The following is a 13,652-nucleotide window of genomic DNA, read 5'->3' as shown; positions in this document are numbered from 1 at the left end:
CGCAAGACGGCGAACAGCAGGGGAAAGGCGGGGCAATTCGCGCGGAGCGATTACCCTTCACGGTCCCTCTTGCGCATAGGAGCCGCCATGAACCCTGTCACCCTTCTGTTCGCACTGGCGCTGGGCGTGGCCACCGCCCCCACGCTGTGGGCCGCCGGTGCCCAGGCCCAGCCGCTGGACGCCGAGGCCAGCGACCCCGCCAAACTCGGCTGGATGGTGGGCGCTCCACCACCACCCGACAAGCAACTGCGCTTCGACGACGGCAGCACCTTCCAGTTTCCGGCCCTGCGCTGGAGCGTCTCGCATTTTCGCCAGTTGATGCCCACGGTGAACGTGTCCCGCGGCGTGGGCGCGCCCACACCCTTGCCGCGCGCGCTGCGGGCGGACATCGACACCGTGCGCTTCACACCGCTGGGCGCCTCGTCGTCCATGACCTGGGCCGAATCGCTCGCCGCCAACTACACCGACGGCATCCTGGTGCTGCACCAGGGCCGCATCGTCTACGAGCGTTACTTTGGTGTGCTGACCGCGCAGGGGCAGCATGGCGCCATGTCGGTCACCAAGTCCGTCACCGGCACCCTGGGCGCGATGCTGGTGGCCGAAGGCAAGCTGGATCCGAACAAGAAGGTGGTGGACTACGTGCCCGAGCTGGCCCGCTCGGCCTTCGGCAACGCCACCGTGCGGCAGGTGCTCGACATGACCACGGGCCTGAAGTACAGCGAGGACTACGCCGACCCCAACGCCGAAGTCTGGGCCCACGCGCAAGCCGGCAGCCCGCTGCCCAAGCCCAAGGACTACACCGGCCCGCGCAGCTACTACGAGTACCTGCAGACCGTGAAGCCCGAGGGCCAGCACGGCGCGGCCTTTGCCTACAAGACCGTCAACTCCGACACGCTGGGCTGGATCATCGCGCGCGCCACCGGGCGCGACGTGGCGAGCCTCTTGTCCGAGCGCATCTGGAGCCGGCTGGGCGCGGAGCAGGACGCGTACATGACGGTGGATTCCACCGGCACGCCGTTCGCGGGCGGTGGCTTGAACACCGGCCTGCGCGACCTCGCCCGCTTCGGCGACATGCTGCGCAACAACGGCCGCTTCAACGGCCAGCAGATCGTTCCCAAGGCCGTGGTGGACGACATCCGGCGCGGCGGTGACCGCGACGCCTTCGCCAAGGCAGGCTACAGCCTGCTGCAAGGCTGGAGCTACCGCAACATGTGGTGGGTGACCCACCAGCCCGACCGCGCCTTCATGGCGCGCGGCGTGCACGGCCAGCGCATCTACGTGAACCCGCAGGCCGCCGTGGTGATCGTGCGCTACGCCTCGCACCCCGTGGCCAGCAACAGCGCCAACGACCCGACCACGCTGCCCGCCTTCGACGCCGTGGCGCAGCACCTGATGCGCAAGCCGCGCTGAGGCGGCGCGACCCAAGCTCGAGGGGTGGGTTCGCTTCGCGCTCAGCGCGCGGGCTTGCCCTGCTCGGCCACCTGCGCGCGCAAGCGCTCTTCCTGCTCGCGCAGTTCGGGCGTGAGTGCGTCGCCAAAATCCTCGGCGCTGAAGATCTGGCGGATCTCGATCTCGGAGTCGGTGCGCATCGGGTTCGGGCAGCGCTTGACCCAGTCGATCGCTTCCTGCCGCGAGGCGCAGTTCCAGATCCAGAAGCCGGCGACCAACTCCTTGGTTTCGGAGAAGGGGCCGTCAACGACCTGACGGTCGCGCCCCGAGAAGCGCACGCGAGCGCCTTTCGAACTGGGGTGCAGGCCTTCACCGGCCTCCATGACACCCGCTTTCACCAGCTCCTCGTTGAACCGGCCCATCTCGGTGAACTCGGCCTCGGTGGGCATCACGCCCGCTTCGCTGTCCTTGGTGGCTTTGACCATGATCATGAATCGCATGTCGTTCTCCTGTGGGTTACGGATGGGGGATGCTCTGTCGAGATCCTGAACCGACGACGGGCCAGCGAACGCATTCTCGACAAACGGCCGCAAAAAAACCGGCCGAAGCCGGTTTCTCTTGCCTGAGCGAGCCCGTCGTGCCCGGTCACGCCGGTGGGGACGCGCCTCAGGGCGCGAGCCGCTCCAACCCACCCATGTAGGGCCGCAGCACCTCGGGCACGGTCACGCTGCCGTCGGCGTTCTGGTAGTTCTCCAGCACCGCCACCAGCGCACGGCCCACGGCCAGGCCAGAACCATTGAGCGTGTGCACCAGCTCGTTCTTGCCCTGCGCGTTCTTGAAGCGCGCCTGCAAGCGGCGCGCCTGGAACGCTTCGCAGTTGGACACCGAGCTGATCTCGCGGTACGTGCCTTGCGCGGGCACCCACACTTCGAGGTCGTGCGTCTTGCTGGAACCAAAACCCATGTCGCCGGTGCACAGCACGATCACGCGGTACGGCAGGCCGAGCTTCTGCAGCACGGCTTCGGCGTGGCGCGTCATGTCTTCCATCGCCTCGTAGCTCTTCTCGGGGTGCACGATCTGCACCATTTCCACCTTGTCGAACTGGTGCTGGCGGATCATGCCGCGCGTGTCGCGCCCCGCGCTGCCGGCTTCGGAGCGGAAGCACGGCGTGTGCGCGGTGAGTTTGATGGGCAGTTCGGCCTCGGCCACCACGGTGTCGCGCACGGTGTTCGTCAGCGTGATTTCGCTGGTGGAAATGAGGTAGAGCGCCTGCGTGTCGGGCACTTCCTCGCCCTCCTGGCCGCCCTTCTTCAAGGCGAACATGTCGCCCTCGAACTTGGGCAACTGGCCGGTGCCGTGCAGCGATTCGGCGTTCACGATGTAGGGCGTGTAGCACTCGGTGTAGCCGTGCTCCTGCGTCTGCAGGTCGAGCATGAACTGGGCGAGTGCGCGGTGCAGGCGGGCGATGGGGCCGCGCATGAAGGTGAAGCGCGAGCCAGCCAGCTTGGTGCCGGTGTCGAAATCGAGGCCCAGCTTCGCGCCCACGTCGACGTGGTCGCGCACCTCGAAGTCAAACGTGCGCGGCGTGCCCCAGCGGCGCAGTTCCACGTTGGCGCTTTCGTCCGCGCCCACCGGCACGCTGGCGTGCGGCAGGTTGGGCACGGCCAACAACAGGGTTTGCAATTCGGTTTGAATGACCTCGAGCCGCGCGCCCGAGCTGTCGAGTTCGGCCTTGAAGGCAGCCACCTGGGCCATGGCCGCATCGGCTTCGGCGTGCTGGCCCTTGCCCTTGAGCATGCCGATCTGCTTGGACAGCGTGTTGCGCTGGCTCTGCAGTTCCTCGGTTCGGGTCTGCAGCGCCTTGCGCTCGGACTCCAGCGCCTGGTAGGCAGGCACATCCAGGTAGGGTTGCGGTTGCTTGCGGGTTTGCAGGCGCGCCACGACCCCGTCAAGGTCTTTTCTCAGTTGAACGATGTCTAGCATGCGGCGATTGTAGTTTTGCGGCCTGGCCGGACCCGCAAGCACGCCGTCAGCGCAGGTGCTGCAGCGTGTTGGCGTCCTCGCCCTCGATCTTCAGGCCCTTGGGCAGCGGGAACTTGGTGGTTTCGGTCAGGCCGTCCAGGGTGCGCACGGAAATCGCGCCCAGCGCCTTGATGCGATCGATCACCTGGCGCACCAGGATTTCGGGCGCCGAAGCCCCGGCGGTCAGGCCCACGCGGCTCTTGCCTTCGAACCACGCCGCCTGCAGCTCGTCGGCGTTGTCCACCATGTAGCTTTCGGTGCCGAGCTTCACCGCGAGCTCGCGCAGGCGGTTGCTGTTGGAGCTGGTCGGGCTGCCGACCACGATCACGATGTCCACCTGCGGGCTGAGCAACTTCACCGCGTCCTGCCGGTTCTGCGTGGCGTAGCAGATGTCCTGTTGCTTGGGTTCGCGCACGCTCGGGAAGCGCGCCTTGACCGCGTTCAGGATCTCGGCCGCGTCGTCCACCGACAGCGTGGTCTGCGTGACCACGGCGAGCTTGTCGCTCTGCGCCGGCTGCACATGGGCCACGTCGGCCACGTCTTCCACCAGGTGGATGCCGCTGTCGAGCTGGCCCATGGTGCCTTCCACCTCGGGATGGCCCTTGTGGCCGATCATGATGAATTCGTAGCCCTCGCGGTGCAGCTTGGCCACCTCCACGTGCACCTTGGTCACCAGGGGGCAGGTGGCGTCGAACACGTGGAAGCCGCGCTGCTTGGCTTCGTCCTGGATCGCCTTGCTCACGCCGTGCGCGGAAAACACCAGCGTGGCGCCGGGCGGCACGTCGGACAGCTCTTCGATGAAGATCGCGCCCTTGGCCTTGAGGTCGTTCACCACATAGGTGTTGTGCACGATTTCGTGGCGCACGTAGATCGGCCGGCCGAACTTGACCAGCGCGCGCTCGACGATCTCGATCGCGCGGTCCACGCCGGCGCAGAAGCCGCGCGGTTCGGCGAGAACGATCTCTTGCGATTCAACCGCCATCAAAGCACTCCAATCAACTGCACTTCAAAACGCACCGCGCGGCCAGCCAGCGGGTGGTTGAAGTCGAACAGCACCGCGCCGTCTTCCCGCACCTCCACCGCCGCTCCCGCGTAGCTGCCCAGGCCGTCGGGCGTGGGGAACTGCACCACATCGCCTTCGGCGTACTGCTCGTGCGGGTCGCCCAGCTCGTTGAGCAGCTTGCGCGCCACCCACTGCACCATGTCGGGCTGGCGTTCGCCAAAGGCCTCGCCTTCGGCCAGCTCGATCACCGTTTGCGTGCCTTCCTCCAGCCCCAGCAGGCGCTGTTCGATCGCGGGGGACAGTTCGCCGGCCCCAAGGCTGAGCGTGGCCGGTTTGCCCTCGAACGTGTCGATGATGACCTGGCCCTGCGGGCCGGTCATGCGGTAGTGCAGCGTGAGGAAAGAACCTTCTTGGACGTGGGGCATGGTGGGGGAAGTACGTAAATAAAAGGCGCCGCCCGACAGGCGCGCAAACGGCCGGGACGACCGCGAGAGGCCCTATTGTAAAAAGGTGGCTTCAATCAGGGAGAAAACGCATATGGATGGCCTTATCACGCTCGGGCTCAAGGGCCTGCCAGCGGACTCACGCCCACGCGAAAAATTGCTGTCGCGCGGCCCAGGCGCGCTCAGCGACGGCGAATTGCTGGCGCTGTTGCTGAACACCGGCATACCCGGCAAAAACGTGCTGCAGCTCGCACAGGAATTGCTGGACCGTTTTGGCGGCATCAACGGCCTCTTGCACACCGGCGCCGATGCGCTGCGGCAAATCAAGGGCCTCGGGCCCGCCAAGCGAGGCAAAGTGCTCGCCGTGCTGGAGCTGGCGCGACGCGCGCTGGCGCAGAAGTTGGAGCAGAAGACCCTTTTCGACAGCCCGCAGGCCGTGCGCGACTACCTGCAGCTGCAACTCGGCAACAAGGAGCACGAGGTGTTCGCCGTGCTGTTTCTCGACAGCCAGAACCGCCTGATCGCGCTAGAAGAGCTGTTTCGCGGCACCTTGTCGCAAGCCAGCGTCTACCCCCGAGAAATCGTGCTGCGCGCCCTTCACCAGCACGCCGCTGCCGTGGTGCTGGCGCACAACCACCCCAGCGGCGTGGCGGAGGCCTCGCACGCCGACGTCGCCCTGACGCGCACGCTCAAAAGCGCGCTGGCGCTGGTGGACGTGCGCGTGCTCGACCACTTCATCGTCACCCGCCATGGGGCCATTTCCATGGCCGAACAAGGGCTGGTGTAGCCCGCATCGGCCGTGCGGCCACGGGCGCTGGGCCACAATGCTTCACCATGAAAGTGAACACGCTGGCCGAGTTGAAAGTGCTCAAACGCGCAATGGCCGAACAGGCCGCGCGCGAGGCCGCTCAACGCGAGCTTGAGCGTCTGGCTGCGCTGCGGCGCGAGCGCGAGCACAAGCTGTTCGAACTGGCGGTGGGACCGGTGCAACCGCTGCCGCGCGCGGGCGCCCGCATCGAGCCGCATCGCACACCGGTCGCGCCGGTGCCGGTGCAACGCCAGCGCGACGAAGCCGCGGTGATGCGCGAGGCCTTGTCCGATGAGTTCGACATCGAGACCCTGCTGCACACCGACGAACAGCTGAGCTTTCGCCGCCCTGGCCTCGGCCCTACCGTGGTGCGCAAGCTGCGCGAAGGCAGCTGGAGCATCCAGCGCCAGATCGACCTGCACGGCCTGCGCACCGACGAAGCCCGCGAGGCCCTGGGCCGCTTCATCCGCGAGGCGCACCAGGCCGGTCTGCGCTGCGTGCGTGTGGTGCACGGCAAGGGGCTGGGCTCACCCGGGCGCACGCCGGTGCTCAAGAACCGCGTGCTGCGCTGGCTGGTGCAGAAGAACGAGGTGATGGCCTTTGTGCAGGCGCGCCCGGCCGAGGGTGGGGCTGGGGCAGTGGTGGTGTTGTTGCGCCCGGGGTAAGGACCGGGCACAAGTGGACCTCAGTTCGCCCTCGCGTACCGGCCCGGTGACTGGCCCACGTGGCGGCTGAAAGCGGTGCTGAAGGTGCTGGCCGAGCCATAACCGACGCGCGCGGCGACCTCGGCCATCGCCAGTTCGCGCTGGCGCAGCAAGGTCTTGGCCAGTGCCATGCGCCAGGCCAGCAGGTACTCCATCGGCGGCACGCCCACGGTGCGCATGAAGCGTTCGTAGAACGCGGAGCGCGACAGTGCCGCCGCTTTCGCCAGTTGCGCCACAGTCCAGTCACGCTCGGGCTCGCCGTGCATGTGCCGCATGGCCTGCGCCATGCGCGGATCGGCCAGGCCGCGCAAGAGGCCGGGCGGCGAGTCGTGCCCCGACGTCGACCGCAGCGCTTCGATCAACAGGATCTCCACCAGCCGCGAGAGCACCAGATCCCCCGCCGCCCGTTGTGCGCGGGATTCCCCATTCACCAGTTGCACCAACACAGACAGGCGCTCGATCCCTCGCACGTGCAGCAGCGCCGGCAGCAGTGACACGAGCAAGGCCGCGTCGGGTGAATCGAAGACGAAATAGCCGCCGAGCAGGCGCACATCGGGCGGCCCGTCGGGGTTGCCGTGCCGCACCTCGCCGGTGGGCTCGGGCAACGCCGTCGGGTCGACGGGAACGGGCATGGCCACCGGATCGACGCCGGACATGACGAACGCGGGCGTCGCGGGCAGCAGCACGAAGTCACCGGCCTGCAGCGTGATGGGGGCTTGACCGTCGACGGCGAGGCAGCATTCGCCTTCGAGCACCACGCAGAAGCTCGGATGCCCGAAGGCCGTGTAGCGGACCGCCCAGGATCCGGCGCCGCTGATGCCTTTGGAGAACACGGCGCGGGGCTGCAACAAGGCGATGACGTCGGCGAGTGGATCGGTCATGAAAGGACGATTGCAAATAAAAACTGGATATTCAAATGTAGATCGTCCTGCTATTGATCGATATCGTTCAGGGCTTGTCAACCCCCTCTACGGAAACCACCATGAAAACCGCACTGATCACCGGCTGCTCCTCGGGCTATGGCCTCGAAACCGCACGCCACTTCCACGCGCAAGGCTGGAACGTCATCGCCACCATGCGCAACCCGCGCGAAGACCTGTTGCCGCGCTCGGCGCGCCTGCGTGTGCTGCCGCTCGACGTGACGGACCCGACGAGCATTGCCGCCGTGCTGGCACACAGCGGGCCCATCGACGTTCTGGTCAACAACGCGGGCATCGGCCTCTTCGGTGCCTTCGAGGCCACGCCCATGTCCACCACAAGAGCGGTCTTCGAGACCAACACATTCGGCGTCATGGCGATGACGCAGGCGGTGCTGCCCCAGTTTCGGGAGCGCCGCACGGGTGTGGTGGTGAACGTCACCTCCAGTGCGACGCTGGCCCCGATGCCGCTGGTGGCGGTGTACACCGCGAGCAAGATGGCCGTGGAGGGCTTTACCGCCTCGCTCGCCTTCGAGCTGCAAGACTTCGGCGTGCGCGTGAAGCTGATCGAGCCCGGCTATGCGCCGTCCACGCGCTTCACGAGCAATGGCAGTCAGCGCATGCAGGGCCTGATCCCGCAGGCCTATGCACCCTACGCGCAGCGCGTCTTCACCTCGTTCGCGCAGACCGATGCGGTCACCACCGAGGCCGACGTGGCAGCGGCGGTGTGGCACGCCGCCACCACCAGCGACCCGCAGCTTCGTTTCCCAGCGGGCGCGGACGCGGTGGCGCTCGCCCGGGCGAGATAAGGCATCAAGTACATGAACACGCCGCGCATGGCCCTGCTCGCCGCCGCGTGCCTCGCGGCCACCCTGGTCGGCTGGGCCCCAGCCCTCACTCACGCCGGCGAATTCCGCATCCAGTCCGCGGTCTGAAAAAAGCTCGTCTTGAGCCGTTCTCTCAGCGCGGGATCCACACCGGTTTCACCCATCGCCTGGTCCATGCAGGCGAGCCATTGGTCGCGTTCCTGAATGCCGATGGCGAACGGCATGTGCCGCGCGCGCAGCATGGGGTGGCCGAACTTGTCGGTGTAGTGCTGCGGGCCGCCGAGCCAGCCGCAGAGGAACCAGAACAGCCGCTGCCGTGCGTTGTCCAGCGTGCTGCCGTGCGAGGCGCGCAGCGCGGCGTATTGCGGCTCGATGTCCATCAGGTCGTAGAAGCGTTCGACGAGTTCGCGCACTTTCTCTTCGCCGCCGATCCATTCGAACGGCGTGGCGTGGCGCGTGGGTTCCTGGGGTTTGTACAGAGGGATGTTCATGGTCAATCAGTCGTTCACTCTGCGGCCTTGCGCAGCGTCTCCACCACCGGCGTGCGCAACACACTGCGCAAGCCCCACCAGCCGGCCATCAGCGCGAGCAGCGCGCCCGCGAGCGCGCCGGCCAAGGGCACCCAGGGCGATGCGGTCCAGGCGAACTGGAACACGTAGCGCGCCAGCGCCCAACCCACCGCCACGGCCACGACCGACGCGAGGAAGCCGGCCAGCAAGCCGACACCGAGCAACTCGATGCGCTGCACGTTGCGCAGCAACCCCGAGCCCGCACCGACCGCTCGCAGGATGGCGAACTCGCGTTCGCGCTCGCCGCGCGTGGCGGTGATGGCGGTCAGCAGCACCACCAGGCCCGCGGCCAGCGTGAAGGCAAACAGGAATTCCACCGCGCCGATCACCTGACCGAGCACGCGCTGCACCTGCGCGATGGTCTGGGTCATGTCGACGTTGGTGATGTTGGGAAATTCGCGCACCAGCGCGTTGTCGAATCCGTTGGCGCCCCCGTGACCGTTCGCGGTGTCGGGCGCGCGAAACGCACTGATGTAGCTCACCGGCACGTTGGGCACTTCGGCCAAAGGGAACACCACGAAGAAGTTCACGCGCATGGAGCCCCAGTCGACCTTGCGCAGGCTGGTGATGCGCCCTTCGGTGACCTGGCCCGCAATGTCGAACGCGAGCCGGTCGCCGAGCTTCAAGCCCAGTTCTTCCGCCAGTCCCTCCTCCACACTGAGCGCGTCGGCTTCGTTCTCGGTCCATTGGCCCGCGACGATGGGGTTGTGCTCGGGCGCGCTCGCCATGTTGGACAGGTTGAACTCGCGGTCCACCAGCCGTTGCGCGCGGTCGCCCTCGAAGTCCTCGGGGTTGACGGTCTTGCCGTTGATGCTGACCAGTCGGCCACGGATCATGGGGAACCAGTCGTAGCGCTGCACGCCCGCGGTGCGCAAGGCGGTCTGGAAGGCGTCGCTCTGCTCGGGTTGCACGTTGATGACGAAGCGGTTGGGCACGTCGGGCGGGGTGGCGTTGCGCCAGCTGGAGATGAGGTCGGTGCGCAGCAACACCAGCAACACGAGCGCAAGCAGACCCACGGCCAGCGCGCTGATCTGCACCACGGCATAGGCCGGTCGGGCGGTGAACTGGCGCGTGGCCATGACGAGCGCGCGCGGCGCGGTGTTTTCGTTCACGCTGGCGCGCAGCACGCGCACGGCCGCGAGGCTGGCCAGCGCAAAGAGCAGCACCGCGCCCGCGAAGCCACCCACGGCGATGCCGCCGAGCAGCAGGTCGCGGCTGGCGGCCATGAGCAGCACGGCGAAGCCGACCAGGCCCACGCCGAGCACCACCAGCGTGGCGGGCTTGAGCTGGCCGACGTCGCGGCGGATCACGCGCAGCGGCGGCACCTGCGCCAGTTGCAGCACGGGCGGCAGGCCGAAGGCCATCATGAGCGTCAATCCCATGCCCAGGCCGAGCAGCACCGGCGTGAGGCCCGGCGCGGGCAGGCTCGCTTCGACCAGGCCGGCGAGCAGGACCACGAACACGTGGTGCACCGCGTAGCCAATCGCGACACCGAGCGCACTGGCGATGAGGCCGGTGAGCGCGAACTCGAAGGTGTAGGCGCGCGCCATCGTGCCTTGTGAGAGGCCGAGCACGCGCAGCATGGCGCAGTCGTCGAGGTGGCGCTGTGCGAAGCCACGCGCGGCGATCGCCACGGCCACGGCGCACAACAGCGCGGCCAGCAGGGCCACGAGGTTGAGGAACTGTTCGGCGCGGCCGAGCGTGCGCTGCATTTCGGGCTGACCGCTTTCCAGCGCTTCGAGCCGCAGGCCGCGCACGTCGCGCTGTTCGATGGCTTGTTTGGCCCAGCGGGTGAACTGGCCCACACGTCCATCGTCGCCCGCCACGGCCAGGCGGTAGCTGAGGCGGCTGGCGGGCTGCACCAGGCCGGTGGCCGGCAGGTCGGCGTTGTTGAGCATGACGCGCGGCGCGAAGCTCATGAAGCCACCGCCCCGGTCGGGCTCGGCGACGATGAGGCGCGCGATGGTGAACGAGCTGTCGCCCAGCAGCAGGGCTTGACCGACCTTGAGGTCCAGCGCCGCGAGCAGCGCGCCGTCGACCCAGGCGGTGCCGGGCGCGGGGATCTCGCGCGTGGTGGCATCGATGGCGCCCAGTGCTTCGGCCACGCGCAGGCTGCCGCGCAAGGGGTAGCCCTCGCCCACGGCCTTGAGCGCCACGAGGCGCGCCGCGCCGCCGTCTTCGTCGCGCGCGCGGCCCATGGTGGGGAAAGTGAGTGTCTGCACGACCGACAGACCCAGTTCACGCGCTTTGGCCTCGATGGCCACAGGCGGTGCGTTGTCGCTGCGCACCACCGCGTCGCCGCCGATCAAGGCGCGGGCGTCGCGCTGCAAACCGCCCTGCAGGCGGTCGGCGAAGAAGCCGACGGCTGTGAGCGCCGCCACCGCGAGCGTGACGGCGAGCATGAGCAAGCGCAACTCACCCGCGCGCCAGTCGCGCACCAGGGAAGACCAACCCAGGGTCCAGAAACGGATGGGCAGAGGGGCGGGGGAGGAAGAGTTGGTCATGCGTTGCACACGTTACCGCAAGAGCGATAGCCCTGGATGTCAAAGACCGGTTTGTCCTGAAGGACGGTGAATGGGTTCCTGAACACGGGAAACCAACAGCGCCACACCCGAGGGGGAGCCTTCCAGAAATGCCGCGGAACGGGCTTTGCCAGGCCGCAGGCATTGCCCCTGAGGGGGGTGACGCGCCGAAGGCGCGGCGCGGAGGGTACCTCTACTTGGTGCCGAAGATGCGGTCGCCCGCATCGCCGAGGCCCGGCACGATGTAACCGTGCTCGTTCAACCCACGGTCCACCGCGGGGGTGTAGACCGGCACGTCCGGGTGCGCATCGTGGAAGGTCTTGAGGCCTTCGGGGCAGGTCACCAGGCAGACAAAGCGGATCGAGCGCGGGTTGGTTTTCTTGAGGCGGTCGACCGCCATCACGGCCGAGTTGCCGGTGGCGAGCATGGGGTCGAGCACGATCACGTCGCGCTCTTCCATGCCTTGCGGCATCTTGAAGTAGTACTCCACCGCCTTGAGCGTGGCGGGGTCGCGGTACAGGCCGATGTGGCCGACGCGCGCACCCGGGATCACCTGCAGCATGCCGTCCAGAAAACCGTTGCCCGCGCGCAGGATGGAGGCGAGCACGACCTTCTTGCCGTCGATCACGCGCGACTTCATGGTTTCCAGCGGCGTTTCGATGTCGATCTCCTGCATCGGCATCTCGCGCGTGATCTCGTAGGCCAGCAGCGCGCTCAGCTCGTGCACCAGCTCGCGAAAGCTCTTGGTGCTGGTGTCCTTGCGGCGCATCAGGGTGAGCTTGTGCTGCACCAGGGGGTGGTCAATGAGGTGGACGTCTCGGCTCATGGGGCGGGTTCCGGGGTGTACAGGGAGTGCGCCGAGTTTATGCGCGAAGGTGGCTCCGCTGGTGTCTTGGCCTGTGTGTTGGGTGTTGCGGAGTGCTGCGTTTCAGGCGGCTACCTCGCGCCAGGACGGCGGCCCTATTCGCGGTTGCCACAGAGGCCGCGCGCCCACCCGGTGTTGACGAAGCAGCGCTCGCCTACCCGGGCAGACGCCCGAGAGCGGCCGTCGCCCGGCGTCCCGGACCATCCGACCTTGCCCACCCAGTCCGCGCGAAACGGGACGAACGAAAGATCAGTACGTCTCGAGGTGCAAACGGCCTTCGCGCTTGAGCGCACCACCAATGGCTTCCCAGTTCAAGCCGGCGCCTTGCGCCACATCGCGCAGCGCGAGCACCACGCCCTCTTCCATGCTCTTCAGACCACAGACATAGAAGTAGGTGTTCGGGTCCTGCAGCAACACCGCAAGATCGGCCGCTCGGTCGCGCATCGCGTCCTGCACATAGCGCTTCGGATTCCCGGGCGTGCGGCTGAATGCGAAGTTGATGTCGATGAAATCCTTGGGCAGGCTTTGCAGCGGGCCGAAGTACGGCAGCTCTTCCTGCGTGCGCGCACCGAAAAACAGCATGAGCTTGCCGCCTTCGAACTTGCCCGAGGCGCGCAGGCGCCGACGCCACTCCGTCATGGCGCGCATGGGCGCGCTGCCGGTGCCGGTGCAGATCATCACGATGTTCGAGCGCGGGTGGTTCGGCATGAGGAAGCTGGTGCCGAACGGCCCGATCACCTCCACCTTGTCGCCCACCTTGAGGTCGCACATGTAGTTGCTCGCCACGCCGCGCACCGGGTCGCCGTCATAGTCCTGCAGCACGCGCTTGATGGTGAGCGACAGGTTGTTGTAGCCCGGACGTTCGCCGTTGCGCGGGCTGGCGATGGAGTACTGGCGCGCGTGGTGCGTGCGGCCGATCGCATCGGTGCCGGGCGGCACGACGCCGATGCTCTGGCCTTCGAGCACGGGGAATGGCATGGCGCCAAAGTCGAGCACGATGTGGTGCGTGTCGTAGTCGCTGCCGGCGGTCTTGCCGACTTCGGTCACGCGCACGTTGCCCACCACCGTGGCGGTCACGGTCTTCTGTGCGGCCTTGGGGCTGTAGATGTTGCTGTAGGCGTGCGCGGCCGACCAGGGCGGCAGCGTGGCGCCATAGGCCGAGGAGTTGAACGTTTCCGCACCGCTGGCGTCCTTCGCCACGGCGGGTGGTGCCGCGGCGGGTGGTGCCACCGCCGCGTCGGCACCGGCTTCGGCCAGGCCTTCGAGTTCTTCCGGCGGCAGCTCGGCCGGCAGCGATTCCCAGGTCAGTTGCTCGGCGGTCGTGTAGGCGCGCACGAGCGGCATGGTGCGCCAGTTGTCGATCGAACCCGTCGGGCATGGCGAGATGCAGTCCATGCACAGGTTGCACTTCGAGGCATCGACCACGTAGTTGAGGTTGTCGTGCGTGATCGCCTGCACCGGGCAGATGGCCTCGCAGGTGTTGCAGCGGATGCAGATCTCGGGATCGATCAGGTGCTGCTTGATGACAGCGGCTTCGGCAGTGGCGTTCATGGGTGTCTCCTGAAGCCCTCCCCCTCTAGGGG

The 13,652-nt window shown here is 67.4% G+C and carries 13 protein-coding genes; 4 read left to right on the top strand and 9 right to left on the bottom strand.

Annotation, left to right across the window (positions count from 1 at the left end):
* Positions 1–87: 87 nt before the first annotated feature.
* Positions 88–1,410, top strand: coding sequence for a serine hydrolase domain-containing protein (locus FFS09_RS15790; RefSeq protein WP_137919853.1), 1,323 nt, complete (start codon positions 88–90; stop codon positions 1,408–1,410).
* A 41-nt stretch (positions 1,411–1,451) separates the two neighbouring features.
* On the opposite strand, the gene FFS09_RS15785 is transcribed toward FFS09_RS15790, so the two are convergent.
* The 4 genes from FFS09_RS15785 to FFS09_RS15770 form a co-directional block, all read right to left on the bottom strand.
* Complete coding sequence (locus FFS09_RS15785) at positions 1,452–1,889, bottom strand: YciI family protein (protein WP_137919852.1); 438 nt, start codon at positions 1,887–1,889, stop codon at positions 1,452–1,454.
* Between the two features lie 166 nt (positions 1,890–2,055).
* Entirely contained in the window at positions 2,056–3,372 is a 1,317-nt protein-coding gene (gene serS, locus FFS09_RS15780; protein WP_137919851.1) for a serine--tRNA ligase, read from the bottom strand.
* A gap of 46 nt (positions 3,373–3,418) precedes the next feature.
* Positions 3,419–4,393, bottom strand: coding sequence for a 4-hydroxy-3-methylbut-2-enyl diphosphate reductase (gene ispH / locus FFS09_RS15775; RefSeq protein WP_137919850.1), 975 nt, complete (start codon positions 4,391–4,393; stop codon positions 3,419–3,421).
* Positions 4,393–4,839: an FKBP-type peptidyl-prolyl cis-trans isomerase gene (locus FFS09_RS15770; protein ID WP_137919849.1), complete on the bottom strand. Its 447-nt coding sequence runs from the start codon at positions 4,837–4,839 to the stop codon at positions 4,393–4,395. Before FFS09_RS15770 ends, ispH begins: the two co-directional genes overlap by 1 nt.
* Positions 4,840–4,951: 112 nt before the next feature.
* Here FFS09_RS15770 and radC point away from each other — a divergent pair, with 112 nt between their 5' ends.
* Both radC and FFS09_RS15760 read left to right on the top strand, forming a co-directional pair.
* A complete protein-coding gene (gene radC / locus FFS09_RS15765) occupies positions 4,952–5,644 on the top strand; it encodes a RadC family protein (RefSeq protein ID WP_137919848.1) in 693 nt (230 codons plus the stop codon).
* A gap of 47 nt (positions 5,645–5,691) precedes the next feature.
* Positions 5,692–6,330 carry a Smr/MutS family protein gene (locus tag FFS09_RS15760; RefSeq protein WP_137919847.1) on the top strand — a complete coding sequence of 213 codons (639 nt, stop codon included), beginning with the start codon at positions 5,692–5,694 and terminating at the stop codon, positions 6,328–6,330.
* Positions 6,331–6,350: 20 nt separating this feature from the next.
* Here the strand turns inward: FFS09_RS15760 and FFS09_RS15755 are convergent, their stop codons facing one another.
* A complete protein-coding gene (locus FFS09_RS15755) occupies positions 6,351–7,250 on the bottom strand; it encodes an AraC family transcriptional regulator (RefSeq protein ID WP_137919846.1) in 900 nt (299 codons plus the stop codon).
* 101 nt (positions 7,251–7,351) lie between these two features.
* Between FFS09_RS15755 and FFS09_RS15750 the strand changes: the two genes are divergently transcribed.
* Entirely contained in the window at positions 7,352–8,095 is a 744-nt protein-coding gene (locus tag FFS09_RS15750; protein ID WP_137919845.1) for an SDR family oxidoreductase, read from the top strand.
* An 89-nt stretch (positions 8,096–8,184) separates the two neighbouring features.
* On the opposite strand, the gene FFS09_RS15745 is transcribed toward FFS09_RS15750, so the two are convergent.
* The 4 genes from FFS09_RS15745 to boxA all read right to left on the bottom strand — a co-directional run bounded on the left by FFS09_RS15745 (position 8,185) and on the right by boxA (position 13,620).
* Complete coding sequence (locus FFS09_RS15745; protein ID WP_137919844.1) at positions 8,185–8,604, bottom strand: group II truncated hemoglobin; 420 nt, start codon at positions 8,602–8,604, stop codon at positions 8,185–8,187.
* Positions 8,605–8,618: 14 nt separating this feature from the next.
* Positions 8,619–11,186 (bottom strand): ABC transporter permease, encoded by a 2,568-nt coding sequence (locus FFS09_RS15740; protein ID WP_137919843.1) that lies wholly within the window; start codon positions 11,184–11,186, stop codon positions 8,619–8,621.
* 211 nt (positions 11,187–11,397) lie between these two features.
* Positions 11,398–12,030: a uracil phosphoribosyltransferase gene (gene upp, locus FFS09_RS15735; protein ID WP_137919842.1), complete on the bottom strand. Its 633-nt coding sequence runs from the start codon at positions 12,028–12,030 to the stop codon at positions 11,398–11,400.
* A gap of 288 nt (positions 12,031–12,318) precedes the next feature.
* Complete coding sequence (gene boxA, locus FFS09_RS15730) at positions 12,319–13,620, bottom strand: benzoyl-CoA 2,3-epoxidase subunit BoxA (RefSeq protein ID WP_137919841.1); 1,302 nt, start codon at positions 13,618–13,620, stop codon at positions 12,319–12,321.
* Positions 13,621–13,652 lie beyond the last annotated feature (32 nt).

Source organism: Hydrogenophaga sp. 2FB (assembly GCF_005503365.1).
Taxonomy (GTDB): Bacteria; Pseudomonadota; Gammaproteobacteria; order Burkholderiales; family Burkholderiaceae_C; genus Hydrogenophaga.
The sequence above is the reverse complement of the archived record's forward strand: the minus strand, read 5'-3'. Positions and strand labels throughout refer to the sequence as shown.

What these genes read in the sequence shown, in the direction of transcription:
- FFS09_RS15790 (WP_137919853.1), top strand. Translation starts at nt 88, where the DNA reads ATGAACCCTGTCACCCTTCTGTTCGCACTGGCGCTGGGCGTGGCCACC.
- FFS09_RS15785 (WP_137919852.1), bottom strand. Translation starts at nt 1,889, where the DNA reads ATGCGATTCATGATCATGGTCAAAGCCACCAAGGACAGCGAAGCGGGC.
- serS (WP_137919851.1), bottom strand. Translation starts at nt 3,372, where the DNA reads ATGCTAGACATCGTTCAACTGAGAAAAGACCTTGACGGGGTCGTGGCG.
- ispH (WP_137919850.1), bottom strand. Translation starts at nt 4,393, where the DNA reads ATGGCGGTTGAATCGCAAGAGATCGTTCTCGCCGAACCGCGCGGCTTC.
- FFS09_RS15770 (WP_137919849.1), bottom strand. Translation starts at nt 4,839, where the DNA reads ATGCCCCACGTCCAAGAAGGTTCTTTCCTCACGCTGCACTACCGCATG.
- radC (WP_137919848.1), top strand. Translation starts at nt 4,952, where the DNA reads ATGGATGGCCTTATCACGCTCGGGCTCAAGGGCCTGCCAGCGGACTCA.
- FFS09_RS15760 (WP_137919847.1), top strand. Translation starts at nt 5,692, where the DNA reads ATGAAAGTGAACACGCTGGCCGAGTTGAAAGTGCTCAAACGCGCAATG.
- FFS09_RS15755 (WP_137919846.1), bottom strand. Translation starts at nt 7,250, where the DNA reads ATGACCGATCCACTCGCCGACGTCATCGCCTTGTTGCAGCCCCGCGCC.
- FFS09_RS15750 (WP_137919845.1), top strand. Translation starts at nt 7,352, where the DNA reads ATGAAAACCGCACTGATCACCGGCTGCTCCTCGGGCTATGGCCTCGAA.
- FFS09_RS15745 (WP_137919844.1), bottom strand. Translation starts at nt 8,604, where the DNA reads ATGAACATCCCTCTGTACAAACCCCAGGAACCCACGCGCCACGCCACG.
- FFS09_RS15740 (WP_137919843.1), bottom strand. Translation starts at nt 11,186, where the DNA reads ATGACCAACTCTTCCTCCCCCGCCCCTCTGCCCATCCGTTTCTGGACC.
- upp (WP_137919842.1), bottom strand. Translation starts at nt 12,030, where the DNA reads ATGAGCCGAGACGTCCACCTCATTGACCACCCCCTGGTGCAGCACAAG.
- boxA (WP_137919841.1), bottom strand. Translation starts at nt 13,620, where the DNA reads ATGAACGCCACTGCCGAAGCCGCTGTCATCAAGCAGCACCTGATCGAT.